This window comes from Mesorhizobium sp. M1143, from assembly GCF_040318435.1.
In the GTDB taxonomy this organism is placed as follows: Bacteria; Pseudomonadota; Alphaproteobacteria; order Rhizobiales; family Rhizobiaceae; genus Mesorhizobium.
Genome location: NZ_JAMYMJ010000039.1, coordinates 37,405 through 57,147, shown reverse-complemented (window position 1 = coordinate 57,147; position 19,743 = coordinate 37,405). Strand labels below are relative to the sequence as shown.

Here is a 19,743-nt window from a genome sequence, read left to right as displayed (position 1 = left end):
GCATAGGCCACGCGCGCTTCCCCGGCACCGCGACCCGCCGGCGCGACAGCTTTGCCTGAGCCCAGTTTGACCTTCACCAGCGGCGGTGCGCGCTCCGGAAAGAGCGCGCATGCCGAAACTTTGGCGACGGCGTTGCCGCCGCCATGGGCCTATATCGCCACCGCGCAAGCCTATGACGGCGAAATGCGCGAGCGCATCGCGCAGCACCGCTCGCGCCGCGGCGAGGGATGGGCGGCCATCGATGCGCCGCTCGATCTTGCCGGCGCGCTCGAAGCCTTGCCGGACAACCAGCCGGTGCTCGTCGATTGCCTGACGCTGTGGCTGACCAATCATATGCTGGCCGATCATGATCTGGAGGGGGAGTGCCTGCGGCTGGCCGACGTGCTGTCGCGGCCGCGCGGACCGTGGTTCGTGGTCTCCAACGAAGTCGGACAAGGCATCGTGCCCGACAATGCGCTGGCACGCCGGTTCCGCGACGCCGCCGGCCGGCTCAACCAGCAGGTCGCGGCGGTAGCTGATATGGTGCTTCTGATGGTGGCGGGGCTGCCGCTCAAGGTGAAATAATGACCGATATTGACGCAAAAGACGAGGAACGCCATCGCGCCAAGATGGCCAAGCGCAAGGCGGTGCAGGACGCCGAGGTCGCGGAAAAGACGGTCGAGAAGGGGCTGCTGATCGTCAACACCGGCCCCGGCAAGGGCAAGACCACCGCCGCCTTCGGGCTGGCGCTGCGCATGCTCGGCTACGGCAAGCGCGTCGGCATCGTCCAGTTCATCAAGGGCAAATGGCACACCGGTGAAAAGGATGCTTTCGCGGCATTCGGCGACCGTGTCGTCTGGCACGCGATGGGCGAGGGGTTTACCTGGGAAACGCAGGATCTGAAGCGCGACATCGCCGCGGCCGAAGCGGCCTGGGCCAAGGCGCTGGAGCTAATCGCCGATCCCTCGATCAACCTGGTTGTGCTCGACGAACTGAACATCGCGCTGCGCTACGACTATCTCGATCTCGACAAAGTGGTGGCGGGGCTGAAGGCGCGGCGCGAAGGCTTGCATGTCGTCGTCACCGGCCGCAACGCCAAGCCGGCGCTGGTCGAGGCGGCGGATCTGGTGACGGAGATGGGCGTGACGAAACATCACTTTTCGGCGGGCGTGAAAGCGCAGCAAGGGATCGAGTTTTGAAGGTCTAACTTCGGGAGATCACCGTTGGAACAAGCCGTGATTGTCTACCTTCTTCTGAGCGGCGGTCAGTTCGGGGCGCCGGAAGAGCGGCAATCGGTCCAAGTTCTGGAGGATCGGTTGGAAAAAGCTGTTTCAAATGCGCATGTCGGCGAATTTGATGGTGACGAGTTTGGTGGGGGCAAATGCACCCTCTATCTGTACGGGCCAGACGCCGAGAAGCTTTTCCTTGTGATTGAGCCTGTGCTGAAATCCTCGGCTGTGGCCGCTGGCGGCTACGCGATCAAAAGATTTGGCGAAGCTGTGGATCCAAACGCGAAGGAAGTCCGTGTCTCTTGGTGAGTCAGGCGGCTTCTTTACTGCGAGACCAAGATTTCCATGACGACCGCCGACAGCAATCCGAACAGCCCAATCAGCAGATAATCCGCGACGTGGTAAAGCTTCAGCGCCCGCCTGATGTCCAGGCTCTCCGCCTCGCGGCGGCCGCCTTCGCCCATGAACGCATCCTCGACGACAACGCCGCCGTAGGTACGCGGGCCGGCGAGCGCCAGGCCAAGCGCACCCGCCATCGCCGCTTCCGGCCAGCCGGCATTGGGCGAACGGTGTTTTTTCGCGTCGCGCCGTACCGCTTCCCAAGCATTGCGGGGATCGGCGCCGTCAACAAGAAAGGCAGCGGCAATGATCAGCAGTGCCGTCAGCCGCGAGGCCGGCAGGTTGATCCAGTCGTCGAAAAGTGCTGCCGCGCGGCCAAAAGCCTCGTGGCGCGGGGTGCGGTGGCCGATCATCGAATCGGCGGTGTTGGCGGCCTTGTAGGCGACGCCGCCGGCCAGCCCGCAGACGCCGGTCCAGAAGGCGGGCGCGACAATGCCGTCGGAGAAATTCTCGGCCAGGCTTTCGATCGCGGCGCGGCTGACGCCGGCATGGTCGAGCTTTTCGGGATCGCGGCCGACAATGCGCGCAACCGCAATGCGGCCGAGCGCCAGCCCGCCGGTATCGAGCGCGTCGGCCACCGCTTCGACATGCTCGGTGAGGCTCTTTTGCGACAGCAGCGACGACGCCAGGATGGCGGTGATGATCATGCCGGCGGGAAAGAGCTGCCAGAGCAGGATTTGCACAATGAAGGCAATCGCCGCCGGCGCCAGCACAATGACCAGCAGGGCGTGCACGCCCCGGCGGCGACGCAATGCGTCGGAATCAGTGGCGCGGTTGAGCCTGAGGTCGAGAAAGGCTATCAGCCTGCCGAACCAGGTGACGGGATGGCCGGCGGCACGGAACAGCCAGTCCGGGTACCCCAGGATGCGTTCGATGGCCAGCGACAGGAAAGCGATCAGGACCGACATGAAGCTTTCTGATGGAGCGATTGCTGCGGTGGATCACGGTGGATCCCTTGGCCGGGCGAGCGCGCTCTTCCCTCACGCGCCACAGCCTTTCGTCGATCTTTCGACAGGTATCAATCCGCACTCCTACCCGCTTTTCGAGCTGCCCGCCACCGCCCTGTCACGATTGCCGGAGGCCGCGCGCCTGCGTGAACTGGCCAGGGTCGCGGCCGGCGCCTATGGCGCGCCTTCGGCCGAGAATGTGACGGTCGCCCCGGGCACGCAGATCCTGCTGCCGCGCGTCGCCTCGCTGGTCAGCCCCGGCAAGGCGCTGGTGCTCGGGCCGACCTATGCCGAGCATGCCAGGGCCGCCGCGATTGCCGGCCATGCGGTGGCGGAGGTCGACGATTTCGAGGCGCTTGCCGGAGCCGAAATTGCCATCGTCGTCAATCCCAACAATCCCGACGGGCGAGTCGTGTCGCGGGAAAGGCTGCTTCGGCTTGCCGAGACATTGCGCGCCATAGGCGGTCTGCTGGTCGTCGACGAAGCCTTCATGGATGTCGGCCCGCACGCGGAAAGCCTGGCCGGCGATGTCGGGCGGGGCGGCATCGTCGTGCTGCGCTCGTTTGGCAAGTTCTTCGGTCTCGCCGGCCTGCGGCTCGGCTTCGCACTTTCCGATGCGGTGACGGTCGAAAGGCTTGAAACGCAATTCGGCCCTTGGGCGGTCGCCGGCCCAGCGCTCGAATACGGCATCCGCGCGCTTGCCGACAGCGGCTGGCAGGCCGACATGCGGCGGCGGCTGGCGCAGGATGCGGCGCGGCTCGATGCGCTGCTTTCGCGCTTTGGCGTTGCTGTCGCCGGCGGCACGACGCTGTTCCGCTATCTTCAGATGCCGGACGCGGCCGGGCTGTTTTCGACGCTCGGTGAGCGCGGCATATTGCTCAGGCATTTTTCCGAGCGTCCTCAGGTGCTCCGCGCGGGGCTGCCTGGAAGTCAGGAGGAATGGCAGCGGCTTGAATCGGCGCTTGCCGACTGGGGCGCACGGCGCGACGATGGGTCGAAGGAGATCGCGCCATGATCCATATCTGTTCGCTGGCAAAGCTTGAGGAGACGGTGGCCAAAAGCGGCGCCGAGCGCGTGCTGTCGCTGCTCGCTGCCGGCACCGAGGTGACGCGGCCGGCCTCAATCGCGAGGGAAAACCACCTGCATCTGGTCATGCACGACATCGCGGTGGCGCAGGACGGCATGACCATGCCCGGCGAAGGCCATGTGCGCAATCTGCTCGATTTCGCCCGGAAATGGGACCGCGCCAAACCCATGGTCGTCCATTGCTATGCCGGCATCAGCCGCTCGACCGCCTCGGCCTATATCATTGCGGCGGCGCTCGCCCCGAAGCGCGACGAAGTCGAACTTGCGCGGACATTGCGGAAGCTTTCGCCCTCGGCGACACCCAATCCACGGTTGATCGCCGTCGCGGATGCTCTTCTCTCACGACAAGGCCGCATGATCGAAGCGATCGAGGCGATCGGACGCGGCGCCGATGCTTTTGAGGGTACGCCTTTCGTGTTGAAGATCGACGGCTAAGGCGGCCCGCTATGCCAGCCAGTCGGCAAGCTTCGCCTTGCGCACATCCTTCAACAGGGTGATGAAGCCGTCGGCCTGATGCTCCGCCGTCAGTCGGCCTTTCTCGGCCGTGGCAATGCTGGCATCGCCGACCACGCCGTTGGGGTTGAGATCCCCAGCGATCCAGGCGAAAGCGTGCGTTCCGGTGTGGCGCAGCAGCGCAAATTCAGTTTCGGCGCGGGCGACCTTGGAGGCGAAATTGTCGGCCTTGGCCATGTCGACTAACTCCGGGCGAAAATGCAGCATCAACGAGGTCTCGACGTCGCCGCCATGGATGCCATGGCGGTCTTCCAGCTCGGTGTACATGCCGGCGGGGCGGCCGAAGCGCTGCCAGCTGGTCTTCACCGCCAGCATCCTCTCACGCACGCGCAGCTCGCGCGTGACGATGCCCATGATCTCTTCATTGCCGCCATGCGAGTTGACGACGATCAGTTTCCTTACGCCTGCGCGGGCAACGGACAGGCCAAGCTCGGTCCAGGCATCGACCAGGGTGGCCGCCGGCAGGGTGAGCGTGCCCGGCGCCTGCAGATGCTCGTTCGACTTGCCGACCGTTTGGACCGGCAGGATGCGGATGTCGAGATCGCCGGGCAGGCGGGCGATGACCGTCTCCAGCATGCCATTCATGATCGAGGTGTCGGTTGATACAGGCAGATGCGGGCCGTGCTGCTCGATCGCCGCCACCGGCAGCACGGCAATCGTCGCCTCCGGATCGATCGCGGCGTATTCGGTGGTCCGGTAGTCGCCCCACCACATGCGTCTGTTTGCAACGGTCATGTCATGCCTCTTGACTGTGAGGGAGACCTAGCGTGCCAAACGTCGCCTGTCGATCACCCAGCCGCAATCGCCTCGACCTCGACCTTGAACTCCGGCCGCGCAAAGCCTGACACGATCATCAGCGTCGAGGCGGGCGCGGGGCTGGCAAACAACCGGTCGCGGACGTCCATATAGGGCCGCAGAAAGGCGCGGTCGGTGACGTAGGCGTTTATGCGCACGATGTCGCCTAGCCCCAGCCCGGCTTCAGCTAGAATCGTCGCTATGTTTTGAAAGCAGAGCTCGGCCTGCGCGCCGGCATCCTCGGGGATCTGGTCGTCCGCCGTGATGGCGACCTGGCCGGAGCACAGAACCAGCCGCTTGCCTGGCGGCACCTCGACGCCGTGGCTGTAGCGGGCGAAAGGCGGCTTGATCGACTTCGGCGCGAGGTATCTGAACATGGCAATCTCCTGTCTGCGAGACCAGCCTAAGACGTGACCGATAGTACGTTCAAGATGTGGTGCATGGCACAAGGGCGATTGTGGACAGGCGTCCAAAAAATAGGCACGATGCCTCCCGCACAGCATGACCCGTCCGGTGTTGGCAGTGACTGCCGCGCAAGCAGGCGGCCTGGGCGGTGGCATGTGTCTTGCTTCTTGGATCAATGGTGTCGAGCCCGGCGCGTGACGCTCCGGAGCCAACAAAGGGTGGTGTCGATGTACGGAAAACAGAAGATTTCAGCGCTTGCGGTCGCGCTGCTTGGAGCCGGCACGTTCGGCGCGGCAGCAAACGAGAAGGTCACCTTCGGCACCAACTGGCTGGCCGAGCCCGAGCATGGCGGCTACTACCAGGCCGTCGCCGACGGCACCTACGCTGCATGTGGCCTCGACGTGACGATTTCGCAGGGAGGTCCGCAGGTCAGCGGGCGGCCGCTGCTGCTGGCCGGCAAGCTCGATTTCTACATGGGCGGCAATCTGCTGTCGGCCTTCGACGCCGTCCAGCAGGGCATCCCGATGCGCGTCGTCGCCGCCGATTTCCAGAAGGACCCTCAAGTCATCATGTCCCACCCGGGGCAGGGGCTGGACAAGTGGGAGGATTTGAAGAACGCCGACCAGTACATTCTCGGCGACGAGGGCGTCCAGACCTTCTTCCAGTGGATGGTCATCGAACTCGGTTTCGATGCCGCCAAGCGCGTGCCCTACACCTACAACACCGCTCCATTCCTAGCCAACAAGAAGTCGATCCAGCAGGGTTACGTCACCTCGGAGCCTTTTGCGGTCAAGAAGGAAGGCGGCTTCGTGCCCAACCAGTTCCTGCTGGCCGACTATGGCTGGGACACCTATTCGACGACGATCGAGGTGATGCAGGACACGATCGACAAGCGGCCGGAGGTGGTCCAGTGCTTCGTCGATGGCTCGGCCAAGGGCTGGTACAACTACCTCTACGGCGACAACAAGGCCGCCAACGAGATGATCAAGAAAGACAATCCCGACATGAGCGACGAGCAGATTGCCTTCTCGATCGAGCAGATGAAGAAGTTCGGCCTGGCCGATTCCGGCGACACCGAAAAGCTCGGCATCGGCGCCATGAACGAAGACCGGATCAAGAGCTTTTATGACAAGATGGTCAAGGCCAAGGTCACGCCCGAGGGCATCGATATCAAGAAGGCCTATACGCTGGCCTTCATCAACAAAGGTGTCGGAATCGAGCTGAAGAAGTAATCGTGAAGCTGGAAAAGATGGCGCAGGCGCCCATGACGGCATCGGGTGAAGGCCCGATGCTGCTGACGCTGCGCCATGTCGGCAAGGTGTTTTCCAATGGCGTGACTGCATTGAGCGACGTCGATCTCGCCATCCGCGAGGGCGATTTTGTCAGCCTGCTCGGGCCGTCCGGCTGCGGCAAGTCGACGGCGTTGAGGCTGATCGCGGGCCTGTCGACGCCGACATCCGGTCAACTCGACTGGGGCGGTTCGATCGACCGCGCCAATATCGGCTTCGTCTTCCAGGAACCGACGCTGCTGCCCTGGGCCGATGTCTTCGACAATGTCTGGTTGCCGCTCAGGCTGAAAGGCGTGTCGCGTGCCAAGGCGGCGCCGGTGGTGATGGAGATGCTGGAGCGGGTGCACCTGACCGGTTTCGAAAACGCCGTGCCGCGCGAACTTTCCGGCGGCATGAAGATGCGCGTCTCGATCGCACGCGCGATGGTGACGAAGCCGCGCATTCTGTTGATGGACGAGCCGTTCGCGGCACTCGACGAGATCACCCGCTTCAAGCTCAACAACGACCTTCTGGAGCTGTGGCAGGACGAGCGCTTCACCGTCGTCTTCGTCACCCACAGCGTCTTCGAAAGCGTGTTCCTGTCAAACCGCGTCGTCGTCATGGCGGCGCGGCCGGGCCGCGTCCATGCCGAGTTGGCAATCGATGCCGCCTATCCACGCGACGAGGTGTTTCGCACCTCGCCCGACTATGCCGCGCTCTGCCGCCAGGCCTCGGACATCCTGGTCAACGCCATCAACACATCAGCCGGACCGCACCATGACGGCCATTGATCAGAATGCCGCAACGCTCGACGCGGAAGAGGCCGGCCGCGTACGCCAGGAGCGGCTGGAGCGGATCGGCCGGTGGGTCCTGCCTTTGGCGATCATGATCCTGGCGATCTGGCTGTGGGACCGCATCTGCGTGTGGAACGCGATCCCGCAATATATTCTGCCGCGCCCCGGCGTGGTGCTGTGGACGCTCTATAGCGATGCCGGGCTCCTGTTCTCCGCGCTGCTGGTCACGTTGCGCATAACCTTCCTCAGTCTGTTGCTTGCAGTGGTCGGCGGCGTCGGACTGGCGGTGCTGTTTGCGCAATCGAAATGGGTGGAGATGTCGTTCTTTCCCTTCGCCATCGTGCTGCAGGTAACGCCGATCGTGGCGGTCTTCCCGCTCATCAACATCTATGTGGACAACCAGACGGTGAAGCTTTTGCTTTGCGCCTGGATCGTCGCGTTCTTCCCGATCCTGTCCAACACCACGCTCGGCCTCAATTCGGTCGACCGCAATCTGCGCGACATGTTCAAGCTCAACGGCGCGACGCGCTGGCAGCAATTGCGCTATCTCAGACTGCCGGCGGCCATGCCGTATTTTCTAGGAGGCCTGAAGATCGCCGGCGGCCTGTCGCTGATCGGCGCCGTGGTGGCCGAGTTCGTCGCCGGCGCGCAGGGACAATCCTCAGGGCTCGCCTCGCGGATCATCGAGGCCGGCTACCGGCTCAACGCGCCCAGGCTGTTCGCGGCGCTGATCCTGATCTCGCTCACCGGCATATTGATCTTCCTGGTGCTGTCGCTGGTGTCGCATCTCATCCTGCGCCGCTGGCACGAGAGCGCGCTGAAGCATGAGCGGTAGGGGGTTGGGTGACGTGATTGAGATGCTGGCGCGAAACACCCCCCTCTGGCCTGCCGGCCATCTCCCCCTCAAGGGGGGAGATTGGACGTCATCCGGGATTTCGCCAATTATCGATGTTGGAAGACGGGTGCTGTCGGAAAAGCTGCCAATCTCCCCCCTTGAGGGGGAGATGCCCGGCAGGGCAGAGGGGGGCGGTCCTTGATACCGACCTCTGGCTCGTACCATCTCACAAACGTCCGCCTTCACCGGTCGCTGACATCAGGCCTTGCCGCCACTTACGACAGCGACGGCTTCGCCCTGGCCGACATAACGGTCGCCGATGGCAAGATCTCAGCCATCGCCGCGCACAAGAAATCAAAAGCGCCAGCCACCGCCATCGACCTTGCCGGCCGCATCGTGCTGCCGTGCTTCGTCGACTGCCACACCCACATCGACAAGGGCCATATCTGGCCGCGCAAACCCAATCCCGACGGCAGTTTCATGGGCGCGCTCAATGCCACCGGCGCCGACCGTGCAGCGCGCTGGAGCGCCGAGGACGTGGCGCGGCGCATGGATTTCTCGCTGCGCTCGGCCTACGCGCACGGCACCAAGGCGCTGCGCACGCATCTCGACAGCGTGCCGCCACAGGAGGAAATCTCCTGGCCGGTGTTCGAGGCGATGCGGGAGAAATGGCGCGGCCGCATCGAATTGCAGGCAGCCTGCCTGCTCGGCATCGAAGGCGTGCGCGACAGAAAGTGGTTCGAGAGGCTGGCCAAGCGCGTGGCTGCGGCCAAGGGCGTGCTCGGCGTCGTCACCTATATGGTGCCGGATCTCGAAGAGCTTCTCGACAAGGTGTTCGCCGAGGCGAACAGGCACGGGCTCGATCTCGATTTCCACGCCGACGAGACCGACGACATCGCGGCGATATCGCTGAAGAAGATCGCCGAGGCGGCACTGTGGAACGGTTTTGAGGGCAACATGCTGGTGGGACATTGCTGCTCGCTGGCGCGCCAGCCGGATCTCGACGTGCTCGATACACTCGACAAGGTGGCCAAGGCGCGGCTGGCGGTGGTGTCGCTGCCAATGTGCAATCTCTATCTGCAGGACCGGCGTGCCGACCAGACCACGCCACGCTGGCGCGGCGTGACGCTGCTGCATGAGATGAAGGCGAGGGGCATTGCGGTCGCGGTCGCCTCCGACAACACCCGCGATCCTTTCTATGCCTATGGCGATCTCGACATGCTGGAGGTCTACCGCATGGCGACGCGCATCCTGCATTTCGACCATCCGGTCGGCGACTGGCCGCAGACGGTGGCGGCGACGCCGGCCAAGGTGATGCGGCTCGACGGTGTCGGGACACTGGCAGCCGGTGGCAGCGCCGATTTTATCGTCTTCAAAGGGCGGAGCTGGACGGAATTGCTGTCGCGGCCCGAATCGGATCGCATCGTCGTGCGCAACGGCCGAGCGATCGACAGGCAATTGCCCGACTATGCCGAGCTCGACGAACTGATGGTGGAATGATGGATGTTTCGGCGCTCAAACGCGATCTCGACGGGATAAAGCTCGACGACAATCCGGCCATCGTCCAGCAGAAGAGCCGCGACTTCTACTGGTACAGCCCGGTGCTGAAGCAGCAGCTCGACCACGTCACCGGCGACCTGATCGTGACGCCCAGGAACGAGGCCGAACTGATCCGCGTGCTTGCCGCTTGCCACCGTCATGGCGTTCCGGTGACGCCGCGCGGCAGCGGCACCGGCAATTACGGCCAGGCGATGCCGCTGTCGGGCGGCGTGGTTTTGAACCTCGCCGAGATGAACGAGATCAAGGCCATAGCGCCGGGCCGCGTCGTCACCGGGCCGGGCGCGATCCTCGCCGACATCGACAGAGCGACGCGCGCGCATTCCGGGCAGGAACTGCGGCTGTCGCCGTCGACCTACAACACCGCCTCGATCGGCGGCTTCATCGCCGGCGGCTCGGGCGGCGTTGGCTCGATCAATTTCGGCGGTCTGCGTGATTTCGGCAATGTGCTGCGCCTGCGCGTCGTCACTATGGAGGCGGAGCCGAAGGCGCTCGAACTCGCCGGCGAGGACCTGCACAAGGTCACCCACGCCTATGGCACCAACGGCATCATCACCGAGGTCGAGATGCCGCTGACTGCAGCCTATGAATGGATCGACGTGATCGTCGGCTTCGACGCTTTCATGCCGGCAGCCCGCTACGGCAACGCGCTGGCACGCCAGGACGGCATCCTGACCAAGCTGATCACGCCGATCGCCGCGCCCGTGCCGCAGCTCTATTTCAAGCGCCACCAGAAGTTCTTCCGGGACGGGCAAAGCATCTGCGTCGTCATGGTTGCCCGGCATGGGCTAGACGCGTTCCTCGCCTTCACCCGCCGCGCCGGCGGCGAAGTCATCTTCAATGCGGCGGCGGCAACGGACGAAGAGAAAAAGGGCCTGCCGCCGGGCTTCGAACTGGCGTGGAACCACACCACGCTCAGGGCACTGCGGGTCGATCCCGCGATCACCTATCTGCAATCGCTCTATCCGTTTCCCAACCAGCTGGCGCTGGTGGAGAAGATGGACGCGATGTTTCCGAACGAGGTCTTTTCGCATCTCGAATTCGTGCGCCTCGACGGCAACATCACCTGCTTCGGCCTGCCGCTGGTGAAATTCACCACCGAGGCGCGGCTCAACGAAATCATCCGGCTGCATGAGGAGAACGGCTGCCCGATCTTCAACCCGCACCGCTACACGCTGGAAGAGGGCGGCATGAAGCAGACGGATGAAATCCAGCTCGCCTTCAAGCGCGAGACCGATCCGCAAGGCCTGCTCAATCCCGGCAAGATGATCGCCTGGGAAAATCCGGATTACGACTATCGCTCGGGCCGGACTTTTTTGTTCAGGGGTTTGCAGAAAGCAGAATGAGCAGAGGTTTGAGCTTGAGCACCCCCCTCTGTCCTGCCGGCGCAGGCCCTACGCTGCCGCTTCGGGCGTTCGTCGTTTGGAAAGCCAAGCAATTGGCTTCCCATCGGCTTCGCCGACCACTTCTCACCCCCCTCAAGGGGGGAGATTATTCGCTCCGCCGCTTTAGCCTATCTACAACGTCGAAAGGAAAGGCGCGGCGCAGAAGCTGCCAATCTCCCCCCTTGCGGGGGAGATGCCCGGCAGGGCAGAGGGGGGTGCCTCGCGCCCACCTCGCAAGTATTTCCCCATGAAAGTCCTCGTCCTCTACGCACACCCGGTGGAGACCAGCTTCAATGCAGGTCTGCACCGCACGATCGTCGAGCGGCTGACGGCCGCCGGCCATGAGGTCGACGATTGCGATCTCTATGCCGAGGATTTCGACCCCAGGCTGACGCGCGGGGAGAGGCTGGATTATCATAACCAACGCAGCCCTGCGGACCCGGCCGCGCCCTATGTCGAGCGGCTGCTCAAGGCCGAGGCGCTGGTGCTGTCATATCCCGTCTGGAACTACGGCTTCCCGGCCATCCTGAAAGGCTTTTTCGACCGCGTGTTTCTGCCCGGCGTGTCGTTCAAATTGGCCGACGGCAAGGCGCAGCCGTCGCTCCACAACATCCGCAAGCTGACCGCCGTCACCACCTATGGCGGCAGCCGCTTCCGCGCCATGCTGATGGGCGATCCGCCACGCAGATTGGTCAAGCGGATGCTGCGCGCGACGATCAGGCCCGGCGCCTCGGTGTCCTACCTCGCGCATTATTCGATGAACCTGTCGACCGAGAAGACCCGCGCGGCCTTCATGGCCAAGGTCGCGGCCGGGATGGATACTTTTTGATGCGCGTGCTGGTGGTCTATTGCCATCCGGTGCCCGAAAGCTTTTGCGCCGCCATCAGAGATGCCGCCGTCGATGTGCTGAAGGCACGCGGCTGGGAGGTGCGGCTGCTCGACCTCTATGCGGAGAAATTCGATCCGGTGATGGGCTGCGAAGAGCGACGCGCCTACAATGAGCGGGCGCCGGAGGATCCGGCCCTAAAACCGCATTTCGAGCATCTCGCCTGGGCTGAGGCGATCCTGTTCATCTATCCGACCTGGTGGTACGGGCTGCCGGCCATGCTGAAGGGCTGGCTCGACCGGGTCTGGGCGACCGATGTCGCCTTCAAGCTGGGCAAGGGGCGCATCACGTCGCTGATGACACATGTCACCAGGGTCGGCGTCATCACCACCTGCGGCGCGCCGACCTGGTGGAGCGTCGTCGTCGGCCAGCCCGGCCGCAAGACCTTGCTGCGCGGTATGCGCGCGCTGTGCGCCCGCCGCTGCCGGACGTTTTTCCTGGCGCACTACCTGATGGACGCCTCGACGCCAAGGACGAGGGCGGCGTTTCTGGGGAAGGTGCGGGCGAAGCTGGAGCGGTTTTGAGCTTCTTCACCCTCCCCCTTGTGGGGAGGGTCGCGCAGCAAATGCCGCAAGGCGGCTTTTGCGAAGCGGGGTGGGGGCCTCGTAGGGCGCACCCCCACCCCGTCTCGCAATCGCCGCTTCGCTCCGACTGCGAGCCGACCCTCCCCACAAGGGGAGGGTAAAAGTGCTACATCCTCGTCCGTTCCGCCTTGGGATCGTACATCGGCTTCAGCGATGCTTCCGCCGCAAAACGCTCGCCGGCGATCTCGATCTCGTAGGACGAGGCCAGCACATCCGCCTCGCTCTCGCCCTGGCAGGGCACATAGCCCAGTCCGATCGCGCCGCCGAGATGGTGGCCGTAATTCCCCGATGTGATCGGGCCGACGATCTTGCCGTCGCGCAGGATCGCCTCGTTGTGGAAGAGCAGGGGTTCAGAGTCTTTCAAACGGAACTGCACCAGCCGGCGCGACAGGCCGGCTTCTTTTCTCTTCAGCACCGCATCGCGGCCGATGAACTCGCCCTTGGCGGTTTTGACCGCAAAGCCGAGGCCGGCCTCCAGCACATTGTCCTCGTTGGTGATGTCATGGCCGAAATGCCGAAACGCCTTTTCGATGCGGCAGGAATCGAGCGTATGCAGTCCGCAAAGTTTCAGGCCGACATCCGCCCCCGCCTCGTCGATTGCCTCGAAGACGTGTGCCGCCTGGTCGGTCGAGACATAAAGCTCCCAGCCGAGTTCGCCGACATAGGTGACGCGGTGGGCGCGCGCGAGGCCCATGCCAATCTCAATCTCCTGGAAGGTGCCGAACGGATTGTTCTCGTTGGAGAAATCATTAGGGCTGACCTTCTGGATCAGCTTTCGCGCATCCGGACCCATCAGGCAGAGCACCGCCTCAGCTGCTGTGACATCCGTGATGACGACGAATTCGTCGCCGACATGCCGGCGCAGCCAGGCGAGATCGCGCTGCAGCGTCGCGCCCGGCACGACGAGGAAGTAGGCGGTCTCAGATAGCCGCGACACCGTTAGGTCGCTTTCGATACCGCCGCGCTGGTTGAGCATCTGGGTGTAGACGATCTTGCCCGGCGCCACGTCCATATCGTTGGCGCACAGCCTTTGCAGGAGGGCACAGGCGTCGCGGCCTTCGACACGGATCTTGCCGAACGAGGTCATGTCGAACAGGCCGACCTTGTTGCGGACCGCCAGGTGCTCCTCGCGCTGGTTGTCGAACCAGTTCTGCCGCTTCCAGGAATAGCGGTATTCGCGCTCCTGTCCCTCGCGGGCGAACCAGTTTGCGCGCTCCCAGCCGGCGACTTCGCCGAACACGGCGCCGCGCGCCTTCAGATGCTCGTGCAAAGGCGAGCGCCTGACATTCCTGGACGTTGCCATCTGCCGGTAGGGGAAGTGATCCGCATAGAGCAGGCCGAGTGTTTCGGAGACACGCTCCTTGAGATACCTACGGTTCTTCTGGAATGGCTGGGCGCGGCGGATGTCGACTTCCCAGAGGTCGAAGGGCGCTTCGCCGTCATTGATCCACTGCGCCAGCGCCATGCCGGCGCCGCCGGACGAGACGATGCCGATGGAATTGTAGCCGGTCGCCATCCAGTAGCCACGGAGTTCCGGGGCCTCGCCGAGATAGTAGCGGTCGTCGGGGGTAAAGCTTTCGGGGCCGTTGAAGAAGGTGTGAATGCCGGCGGTTGCCAGCATCGGCATGCGGTTGACGCCCATTTCGAGGATCGGCTCGAAATGCTCCATGTCCTCCGGCAACTGGTCGAAGCAGAAATCCTCGCTTATGCCGTCCATCCCCCAGGGCTTGGCCACCGGCTCGAAGGCGCCGAGCATCATCTTGCCGGCGTCTTCCTTGTAGTAGGCGCATTCATCGGGAACGCGCAGCACCGGTAGACGACCGAGCCCGGGGATCGGCTCGGTGACGAGATAAAAATGTTCGCAGGCATGCAGCGGGATGGTGACGCCGTTCTGGGCCCCGAGCTCGCGCGCCCACATGCCGGCGCAGTTGACGACGATGTCGGCCTCGATCGTTCCCTGATCCTCGCCTTGCGCCCACGACACACCGGTGACGCGACCGGCCTTGGTGTGGACCTTGGTGACCTTCACATTCTCGACGATGGCGGCGCCACGCTGGCGGGCGCCCTTGGCCAGCGCCATGGCGATGTTGGCGGGATCGCACTGGCCGTCGAGCGGCAGATGCACGGCGCCGACCACATCGGACACGTTGAGATGCGGGTACATCTCCTTGACTTCACCAGGCGAAATCTCGCGCACATCGACATCGAAGGCGCGGGCGAGCGAGGCCTGCCGGTAAATCTCGTGCTTGCGCTCCTCAGTCAGCGCCACGGTGATCGAGCCGACCTGGCGCATGCCGGTGCCGACTTCGGTTTCGGCCTCCAGCTTGACGTAGAGGTCGGCCGAATATTTCGCCAGCCGCGTCATGTTCTGCGAGCCGCGCAGCTGGCCGATCAGGCCGGCGGCGTGCCAGGTCGTGCCCGAGGTCAGCTGCTTGCGTTCCAGCAGCACGATGTCGGTCCAGCCGAGCTTGGCCAGGTGGTAGGCGACCGAACAGCCGGAGACACCGCCGCCGATAATAACCGCGCGGGCCTTGGTGGGAATGCTTCTGGTCATGCGGCCTCGCGGCGATAGCCGGATGCGAAGCGGCGCAGGCGTTTTGCGGCTTCCTGAAGCACCGGTTCCGGTTGGCAGAGGCTGATGCGGATGTGGCCGGCAGCGGCCTTGCCGAAGCTGGAACCCGGCATGACGCCGACACTCTCCTGGTCGAGAAAGGCCCAGGCGAATTTCTCGTCGTCGGGCTCGACGGCGGAGATGTCGAGCATGACATACATGCCGCCCTCCGAGCCGTGCACGCTGACATTGTTCATGCCGCGCACGGCGTCGAGCAGGACGGTGCGGCGCGCCGCATAGCGTTCGGCGATCTCTTTCACGCCATAGCGGTTCTCCAGCGCCTCGGCGCAGGCGATCGAGATGAAGGCCGGCAGGCCGTAGGTCGTCACCAGATTGAGATTGGTCAACAGCGTGATCATCTGCGCCGGGCCAGTCAGCCAGCCCATGCGCCAGCCGGTCATGCCATGGCTCTTGGACATCGAATTGATGACCAGCGTGCGCTCCGCCATGCCGGGCAGGCCGCGCGGCGAGATGTGCTCGCCGCCACCTAGCGTCCAGTAGACCTCGTCCGACAGCAGCCAAAGATCGTGCTCGCGGCAGATCTCGGCCAGCTCTTCCAGACGCTCACGCGAATAGACGGCGCCGGTCGGGTTGTTCGGCGTGTTGATCAAAATGGCGCGCGTGTTGGGCTTGAGCGCAGCGCGGATCATCTCGGCGTGCGGCTGGAAACCGTCTTCGGCCGGCGTCTCGACGACGGTGAAGCTGGCGCCGGCGGCGCTGAACGTGTTGGGATAAGTCGCGTAGTAGGGCGCCACCACGATGGCGTGGTCGCCCTGGTCGAGAACGGCCTGCACGGCAGCGTAAAGGGCGGCCTGGCCGCCCGGCGTGGCGATGACTTGGTCAGGCGCCGTCTCGACCCCGGTGCAAGCGGTCGAGGCCGCCGCCATCGCCCTGCGCAGGCGCGGAACGCCGGGAAGCGGGGTGTAGTGATGGTTGCTGCCGCGAACCGCCGTCACGCAGGCTTCGATCGTCTGGCTCGGCGTATCGAAATCATGGTCGCCGACCGACAGCATGATGATGTCCTGGCCGGCCTCCTTGCGGGCCCAGGCCTCGGTGTGGACCTCCCAGCCATCTTTGCCCGAAGGCACGATGCCGGAAATGCGCGATGACGGTCTGGGCATCAGGATACTCCCGAGATTTCGCGGCCGGCCTGTTCGAGCTGGTCGCGCAAGGCAGCGATGTGGGCCGGGCCGACTTCGCAGCATCCGCCGACGATGGTGGCGCCGGCGGCGACCCAGCCGAGCGCCTGGTCGGCATAGGCATCCGGATCAAGGTCGTGGCGGGCGTGCAGCACTTCGACCGTTCCGCCATGCTTGAGCGCTTCGACAGAGGTGAAGCCGTTGGCATAGGCGCCGACCGGGCCGCCGAGAGCAATCAATTCGGGCAGTGCCGCGGCGATCGCTTCTGGCCGGCAGCAATTCACCAGGCGCGCTGCAACCGTCAGGCCGTCGAGGGCGTCCGCCGCTGCCGCTATTGTTTCGCCGCTGCGCAGCCGCGGCGCGCCGTGATCGGCGAGCGTCCAAGACACCCAGACAGGTTTGCCGCTTTCCGACGCAGCGGTAACGGCCGCACGGCCTTCCTCGGCTGAGGCCATGGTCTCGCACAGGAACAGGTCGACGCCATCGGCCTGCTCGGCGACGATGCGGCGATAGATGTCCAGCGTCTCCTCGAACGATATGGTCAGCGCCGGCGCATAGCTGCCGAACAGCGGTGACAGGCAGCCGGCGATCGCTGCATCGCCTGCCTCGTCGCGTGCCTGTCTTGCCAATTCGATGCCGCGCTTCTGCAAGGGCTTGAAGAGGTCTTCTGCTCCTTCCCGCGCGAGCCGCTCCGGCGTTGCCGAATAGGTGTTGATAGTGATGACGCGAGCGCCGGCCCGGATGAATTCGGCATGCAGGTCACGCACCAGATCCGGCTCGTCGATCAGCACCCTGGCCGACCAGAGCGGCGTCGGCTCGGAGCTGCTGCGGCGGACCAGTTCCTGGCCCATGCCGCCATCGGTGAGAATGACTTTCTTCATGCTCTCAGTCTTTCGTTTTTCGGATCCCACAGCGGCTCGTCTTTCTGCACGACCGCCCTGAAACGATCGCCAAAAATTTCAATCTCGATCGCGGTATCGGGTTCAGCCAGGTCGGCGCGCAGCATGCCGAGCGCGATCGATTTGTCGATGCGATGCCCCCATCCGCCGGACGTCGTCTCGCCAACGATCTTGCCGTCATGCCAGAGCGTCGACACGGACGGCGCGTCGCAATCGCCGGGGTTTTCGACCACCAGCGTGACGAAGCGCTTCTTTACGCCTTGCTGCTTTTCGTTCTGCAGGGCTGCCTTGCCGCGGAAGTCGGGCTTGTCCCATTTTACGAAGCGCTCGAGCCCGCCCTGCAGGACCGTATAGTCGGTCGACAGGTCGCCCTTCCAGGTCCGGTAGCCCTTTTCGAGGCGCAGCGAATCCAGCGCATACATGCCGAACGGTTTCAGACCGTGTTTTTGTCCCGCCGCCCAGATGGCGTCGAAGATGGCGGCGGTGTCTCCCACCTTGGTGTGGATTTCCCAGCCGAGTTCGCCGGCGAAGGATACCCGCACCAGCTTCGCCCAGCGGCCGGCGATGGTGGTTTCCTGATGCGTCAGCCAGGGCAGCGAGAGATCCGCGCCACAGACTTCGGCCAGGATCTTGCGCGAATTGGGACCGGCGAGAATTTGCGTCGAATAGTCTTCGGTCCTGTCGGTGAGGGTGAAAGCTGCGTCTTTCGGCAGGCGCGACTTCAGCCATTCGAAATCGTGCCACTGCGCTACCGCCGCGGTGATCAGCGTCATCTGCTCTTCGGCATGGCGCACCACCGACATCTCGGTGACGATGCGGCCCTTGTCGTCGGCGAAATAGGCGAGGCCGATGCGGCCCGGCTTGGGCACCAGGCCGGTGACCTGCAGCGCCAGCCATTCGGCTGCGCCAGGACCTTCGAGGTTGAAGCGCGAGAAGCCGGGCAGGTCGAGAATGCAGGCGGCGTCGCGCACCGCCAAGCATTCTTCGCGCACGCGGTGCTGCCACGGCCCGTCGCGGCGGAAGGTGAGTGTTGCTTCTTCCGACGTGTCGTCACCGGGTTGCGCATACCAGGTGGCACGCTCCCAGCCATTATAGGCGTCGAACTGGGCGCCGAGCGCCTTGATGCGATCGTGGATCGGCGACAGCTTGCGGTCGCGCCCGGCCGGCCAGGCATGGCGCGGGAACTGGATGGCGTATTCGTTGCCGTAGATCTCCATGCCCTTGGCGACGCTATAGTCGGGGGCGGCCGCAAAGCTGGTGAAACGGCGCGGATCGCAAGACCACATGTCCCATTCGGTCTGGCCCTGCGTAACCCATTCGGCCAGCACCTTGCCGGCGCCGCCGCCCTGGGCGATGCCGAAGGTGAAGACACAGGCCTCGAACGCGTTGGGAACGCCGGGCATCGGACCGATCAGCGGATTGCCGTCCGGCGCGTAAGGGATCGGCCCGTTGATCACCTTGGACAGGCCGGCAGTGCCCAGGATCGGCACGCGGGCGACGGCATCGGCAAGGTAGTGCTCGAGACGGTCGAGATCGTCGGGGAATAGCTGGAAGGAAAAATCCTCCGGCATCGGGTCGTTGTGGGTCGCCCAATGCGCGCGGCAATTGCGCTCATAGGGGCCGAGATTCATGCCGTTCTTTTCCTGGCGCAGATAGTAGGAGGTGTCGACGTCGCGCAGCAGCGGCAGTTTCTTGCCCTGCTCCTTCGACCAGGCCACCAGTTCGGGGATTTCCTCGAACAAGATGTACTGATGGCTCATCACCATCATCGGGACGTCGCGGCCGAACATTTTGCCGACTTCCGCGGCTCGGTAGCCGGCGGCGTTGACGACGATCTCGCAGCGGATTTCGCCTTGCGGGGTGACAACCACCCATCCGTCGTTCTCACGGCGCACGCCCGTGGTCGGGCAGAAGCGGATGATCTTTGCCCCCATGTCGCGCGCACCCTTGGCAAGTGCCTGCGTCAGCTGCGCGGGGTCGATGTCGCCGTCGTTTGGATCATAGAGCGCGCCTTTCAATTCATGCGTCTCGATGAAGGGATAGCGGCGCTTGATCTCATCAGGGCCGACAATGTCGATGTCCATGCCCTGGTAGCGGCCCATGCCCTTGGCGCGCTGGAACTCCTGCATGCGCTCCTTGGTGTGGGCGAGCCGCAGCGAGCCGGTAATGTGGTAGTTCATGGGATAGTCGACGGCATCAGCCAAGCCGCGATAGAGCTCGGTCGAATAGCGCTGCATGTTCATCAGCGACCAGGACGACGAGAAGGTCGGCACATTGCCGGCGGCATGCCAGGTCGAGCCCGATGTCAGCTCGTTCTTTTCCAAAAGCACGCAATCGGTCCAGCCCGCCTTGCAAAGGTGGTAGAGCGAGGAGGTGCCGACGACACCGCCTCCGATGATCACCACGCGTGCCGTGGTCGGCAAACCGGCCAT

Annotated in this window: 19 protein-coding genes; 12 read left to right on the top strand and 7 right to left on the bottom strand. The window is 64.2% G+C overall.

Annotation, left to right across the window (positions count from 1 at the left end):
• The first annotated feature begins 51 nt into the window (after positions 1-51).
• The 3 genes from cobU to NKH35_RS22795 are packed head-to-tail and all read left to right on the top strand — an operon-like array spanning position 52 to position 1,517.
• On the top strand, positions 52-564 hold the full coding sequence (cobU, locus tag NKH35_RS22805; RefSeq protein ID WP_352916525.1) for a bifunctional adenosylcobinamide kinase/adenosylcobinamide-phosphate guanylyltransferase: 513 nt from the start codon (positions 52-54) through the stop codon (positions 562-564).
• Complete coding sequence (cobO, locus tag NKH35_RS22800; RefSeq protein WP_352790934.1) at positions 564-1,178, top strand: cob(I)yrinic acid a,c-diamide adenosyltransferase; 615 nt, start codon at positions 564-566, stop codon at positions 1,176-1,178. The genes cobU and cobO overlap by 1 nt, the downstream gene beginning before the upstream one ends.
• A gap of 24 nt (positions 1,179-1,202) precedes the next feature.
• Entirely contained in the window at positions 1,203-1,517 is a 315-nt protein-coding gene (locus tag NKH35_RS22795; protein ID WP_023710810.1) for a hypothetical protein, read from the top strand.
• A gap of 14 nt (positions 1,518-1,531) precedes the next feature.
• Here NKH35_RS22795 and cbiB read toward each other — a convergent pair whose 3' ends face one another.
• Entirely contained in the window at positions 1,532-2,515 is a 984-nt protein-coding gene (gene cbiB, locus NKH35_RS22790; protein ID WP_352916523.1) for an adenosylcobinamide-phosphate synthase CbiB, read from the bottom strand.
• Here cbiB and cobD point away from each other — a divergent pair.
• Together cobD and NKH35_RS22780 are read left to right on the top strand one after the other, a co-directional pair.
• Positions 2,514-3,569 (top strand): threonine-phosphate decarboxylase CobD, encoded by a 1,056-nt coding sequence (gene cobD / locus NKH35_RS22785; RefSeq protein WP_352916531.1) that lies wholly within the window; start codon positions 2,514-2,516, stop codon positions 3,567-3,569. The two genes, cbiB and cobD, sit on opposite strands and share 2 nt — an antisense overlap.
• Positions 3,566-4,075, top strand: a complete 510-nt coding sequence (locus tag NKH35_RS22780) for a tyrosine phosphatase family protein (RefSeq protein ID WP_352916521.1) — start codon at positions 3,566-3,568, stop codon at positions 4,073-4,075. The genes cobD and NKH35_RS22780 overlap by 4 nt, the downstream gene beginning before the upstream one ends.
• Positions 4,076-4,084: 9 nt before the next feature.
• Here the strand turns inward: NKH35_RS22780 and NKH35_RS22775 are convergent, their stop codons facing one another.
• Together NKH35_RS22775 and NKH35_RS22770 are read right to left on the bottom strand one after the other, a co-directional pair.
• Positions 4,085-4,888, bottom strand: a complete 804-nt coding sequence (locus NKH35_RS22775; RefSeq protein ID WP_352790928.1) for a creatininase family protein — start codon at positions 4,886-4,888, stop codon at positions 4,085-4,087.
• 53 nt (positions 4,889-4,941) lie between these two features.
• Complete coding sequence (locus tag NKH35_RS22770; RefSeq protein WP_352916519.1) at positions 4,942-5,325, bottom strand: RidA family protein; 384 nt, start codon at positions 5,323-5,325, stop codon at positions 4,942-4,944.
• A gap of 255 nt (positions 5,326-5,580) precedes the next feature.
• Here NKH35_RS22770 and NKH35_RS22765 point away from each other — a divergent pair, with 255 nt between their 5' ends.
• The 7 genes from NKH35_RS22765 to NKH35_RS22735 all read left to right on the top strand — a co-directional run bounded on the left by NKH35_RS22765 (position 5,581) and on the right by NKH35_RS22735 (position 12,602).
• Complete coding sequence (locus NKH35_RS22765; RefSeq protein WP_023670774.1) at positions 5,581-6,585, top strand: ABC transporter substrate-binding protein; 1,005 nt, start codon at positions 5,581-5,583, stop codon at positions 6,583-6,585.
• Positions 6,586-6,587: 2 nt separating this feature from the next.
• The gene (locus tag NKH35_RS22760; protein ID WP_023690277.1) at positions 6,588-7,412 is read left to right on the top strand and encodes an ABC transporter ATP-binding protein; all 825 of its coding nucleotides are present in this window, start codon (positions 6,588-6,590) and stop codon (positions 7,410-7,412) included.
• Positions 7,399-8,250, top strand: coding sequence for an ABC transporter permease (locus NKH35_RS22755; RefSeq protein WP_023690276.1), 852 nt, complete (start codon positions 7,399-7,401; stop codon positions 8,248-8,250). The genes NKH35_RS22760 and NKH35_RS22755 overlap by 14 nt, the downstream gene beginning before the upstream one ends.
• 198 nt (positions 8,251-8,448) lie before the next feature.
• Positions 8,449-9,750, top strand: a complete 1,302-nt coding sequence (locus tag NKH35_RS22750) for a cytosine deaminase (protein WP_027050275.1) — start codon at positions 8,449-8,451, stop codon at positions 9,748-9,750.
• Positions 9,750-11,153: an FAD-binding oxidoreductase gene (locus NKH35_RS22745; RefSeq protein ID WP_352916529.1), complete on the top strand. Its 1,404-nt coding sequence runs from the start codon at positions 9,750-9,752 to the stop codon at positions 11,151-11,153. Before NKH35_RS22750 ends, NKH35_RS22745 begins: the two co-directional genes overlap by 1 nt.
• Before the next feature lie 286 nt (positions 11,154-11,439).
• A complete protein-coding gene (locus tag NKH35_RS22740; protein ID WP_352859309.1) occupies positions 11,440-12,021 on the top strand; it encodes an NAD(P)H-dependent oxidoreductase in 582 nt (193 codons plus the stop codon).
• A complete protein-coding gene (locus NKH35_RS22735; protein ID WP_352859307.1) occupies positions 12,021-12,602 on the top strand; it encodes an NAD(P)H-dependent oxidoreductase in 582 nt (193 codons plus the stop codon). The genes NKH35_RS22740 and NKH35_RS22735 overlap by 1 nt, the downstream gene beginning before the upstream one ends.
• A 166-nt stretch (positions 12,603-12,768) precedes the next feature.
• Here the strand turns inward: NKH35_RS22735 and NKH35_RS22730 are convergent, their stop codons facing one another.
• The 4 genes from NKH35_RS22730 to NKH35_RS22715 are packed head-to-tail and all read right to left on the bottom strand — an operon-like array spanning position 12,769 to position 19,743.
• Entirely contained in the window at positions 12,769-15,216 is a 2,448-nt protein-coding gene (locus tag NKH35_RS22730) for a GcvT family protein (RefSeq protein ID WP_352916516.1), read from the bottom strand.
• The gene (locus tag NKH35_RS22725; RefSeq protein WP_352765416.1) at positions 15,213-16,394 is read right to left on the bottom strand and encodes a pyridoxal phosphate-dependent aminotransferase; all 1,182 of its coding nucleotides are present in this window, start codon (positions 16,392-16,394) and stop codon (positions 15,213-15,215) included. The genes NKH35_RS22730 and NKH35_RS22725 overlap by 4 nt, the downstream gene beginning before the upstream one ends.
• The gene (locus tag NKH35_RS22720) at positions 16,394-17,293 is read right to left on the bottom strand and encodes a homocysteine S-methyltransferase family protein (protein ID WP_352765415.1); all 900 of its coding nucleotides are present in this window, start codon (positions 17,291-17,293) and stop codon (positions 16,394-16,396) included. The genes NKH35_RS22725 and NKH35_RS22720 overlap by 1 nt, the downstream gene beginning before the upstream one ends.
• Positions 17,290-19,743, bottom strand: coding sequence for a GcvT family protein (locus NKH35_RS22715; protein WP_352765413.1), 2,454 nt, complete (start codon positions 19,741-19,743; stop codon positions 17,290-17,292). Before NKH35_RS22715 ends, NKH35_RS22720 begins: the two co-directional genes overlap by 4 nt.

Coding starts and splice junctions, on each gene's coding strand:
- cobO (WP_352790934.1), top strand. CDS start 564: ATGACCGATATTGACGCAAAAGACGAGGAACGCCATCGCGCCAAGATG.
- cobD (WP_352916531.1), top strand. CDS start 2,514: ATGAAGCTTTCTGATGGAGCGATTGCTGCGGTGGATCACGGTGGATCC.
- cbiB (WP_352916523.1), bottom strand. CDS start 2,515: ATGTCGGTCCTGATCGCTTTCCTGTCGCTGGCCATCGAACGCATCCTG.
- NKH35_RS22780 (WP_352916521.1), top strand. CDS start 3,566: ATGATCCATATCTGTTCGCTGGCAAAGCTTGAGGAGACGGTGGCCAAA.
- NKH35_RS22775 (WP_352790928.1), bottom strand. CDS start 4,888: ATGACCGTTGCAAACAGACGCATGTGGTGGGGCGACTACCGGACCACC.
- NKH35_RS22770 (WP_352916519.1), bottom strand. CDS start 5,325: ATGTTCAGATACCTCGCGCCGAAGTCGATCAAGCCGCCTTTCGCCCGC.
- NKH35_RS22765 (WP_023670774.1), top strand. CDS start 5,581: ATGTACGGAAAACAGAAGATTTCAGCGCTTGCGGTCGCGCTGCTTGGA.
- NKH35_RS22755 (WP_023690276.1), top strand. CDS start 7,399: ATGACGGCCATTGATCAGAATGCCGCAACGCTCGACGCGGAAGAGGCC.
- NKH35_RS22745 (WP_352916529.1), top strand. CDS start 9,750: ATGGATGTTTCGGCGCTCAAACGCGATCTCGACGGGATAAAGCTCGAC.
- NKH35_RS22740 (WP_352859309.1), top strand. CDS start 11,440: ATGAAAGTCCTCGTCCTCTACGCACACCCGGTGGAGACCAGCTTCAAT.
- NKH35_RS22735 (WP_352859307.1), top strand. CDS start 12,021: ATGCGCGTGCTGGTGGTCTATTGCCATCCGGTGCCCGAAAGCTTTTGC.
- NKH35_RS22730 (WP_352916516.1), bottom strand. CDS start 15,216: ATGACCAGAAGCATTCCCACCAAGGCCCGCGCGGTTATTATCGGCGGC.
- NKH35_RS22725 (WP_352765416.1), bottom strand. CDS start 16,394: ATGCCCAGACCGTCATCGCGCATTTCCGGCATCGTGCCTTCGGGCAAA.
- NKH35_RS22720 (WP_352765415.1), bottom strand. CDS start 17,293: ATGAAGAAAGTCATTCTCACCGATGGCGGCATGGGCCAGGAACTGGTC.
- NKH35_RS22715 (WP_352765413.1), bottom strand. CDS start 19,743: ATGGCCGGTTTGCCGACCACGGCACGCGTGGTGATCATCGGAGGCGGT.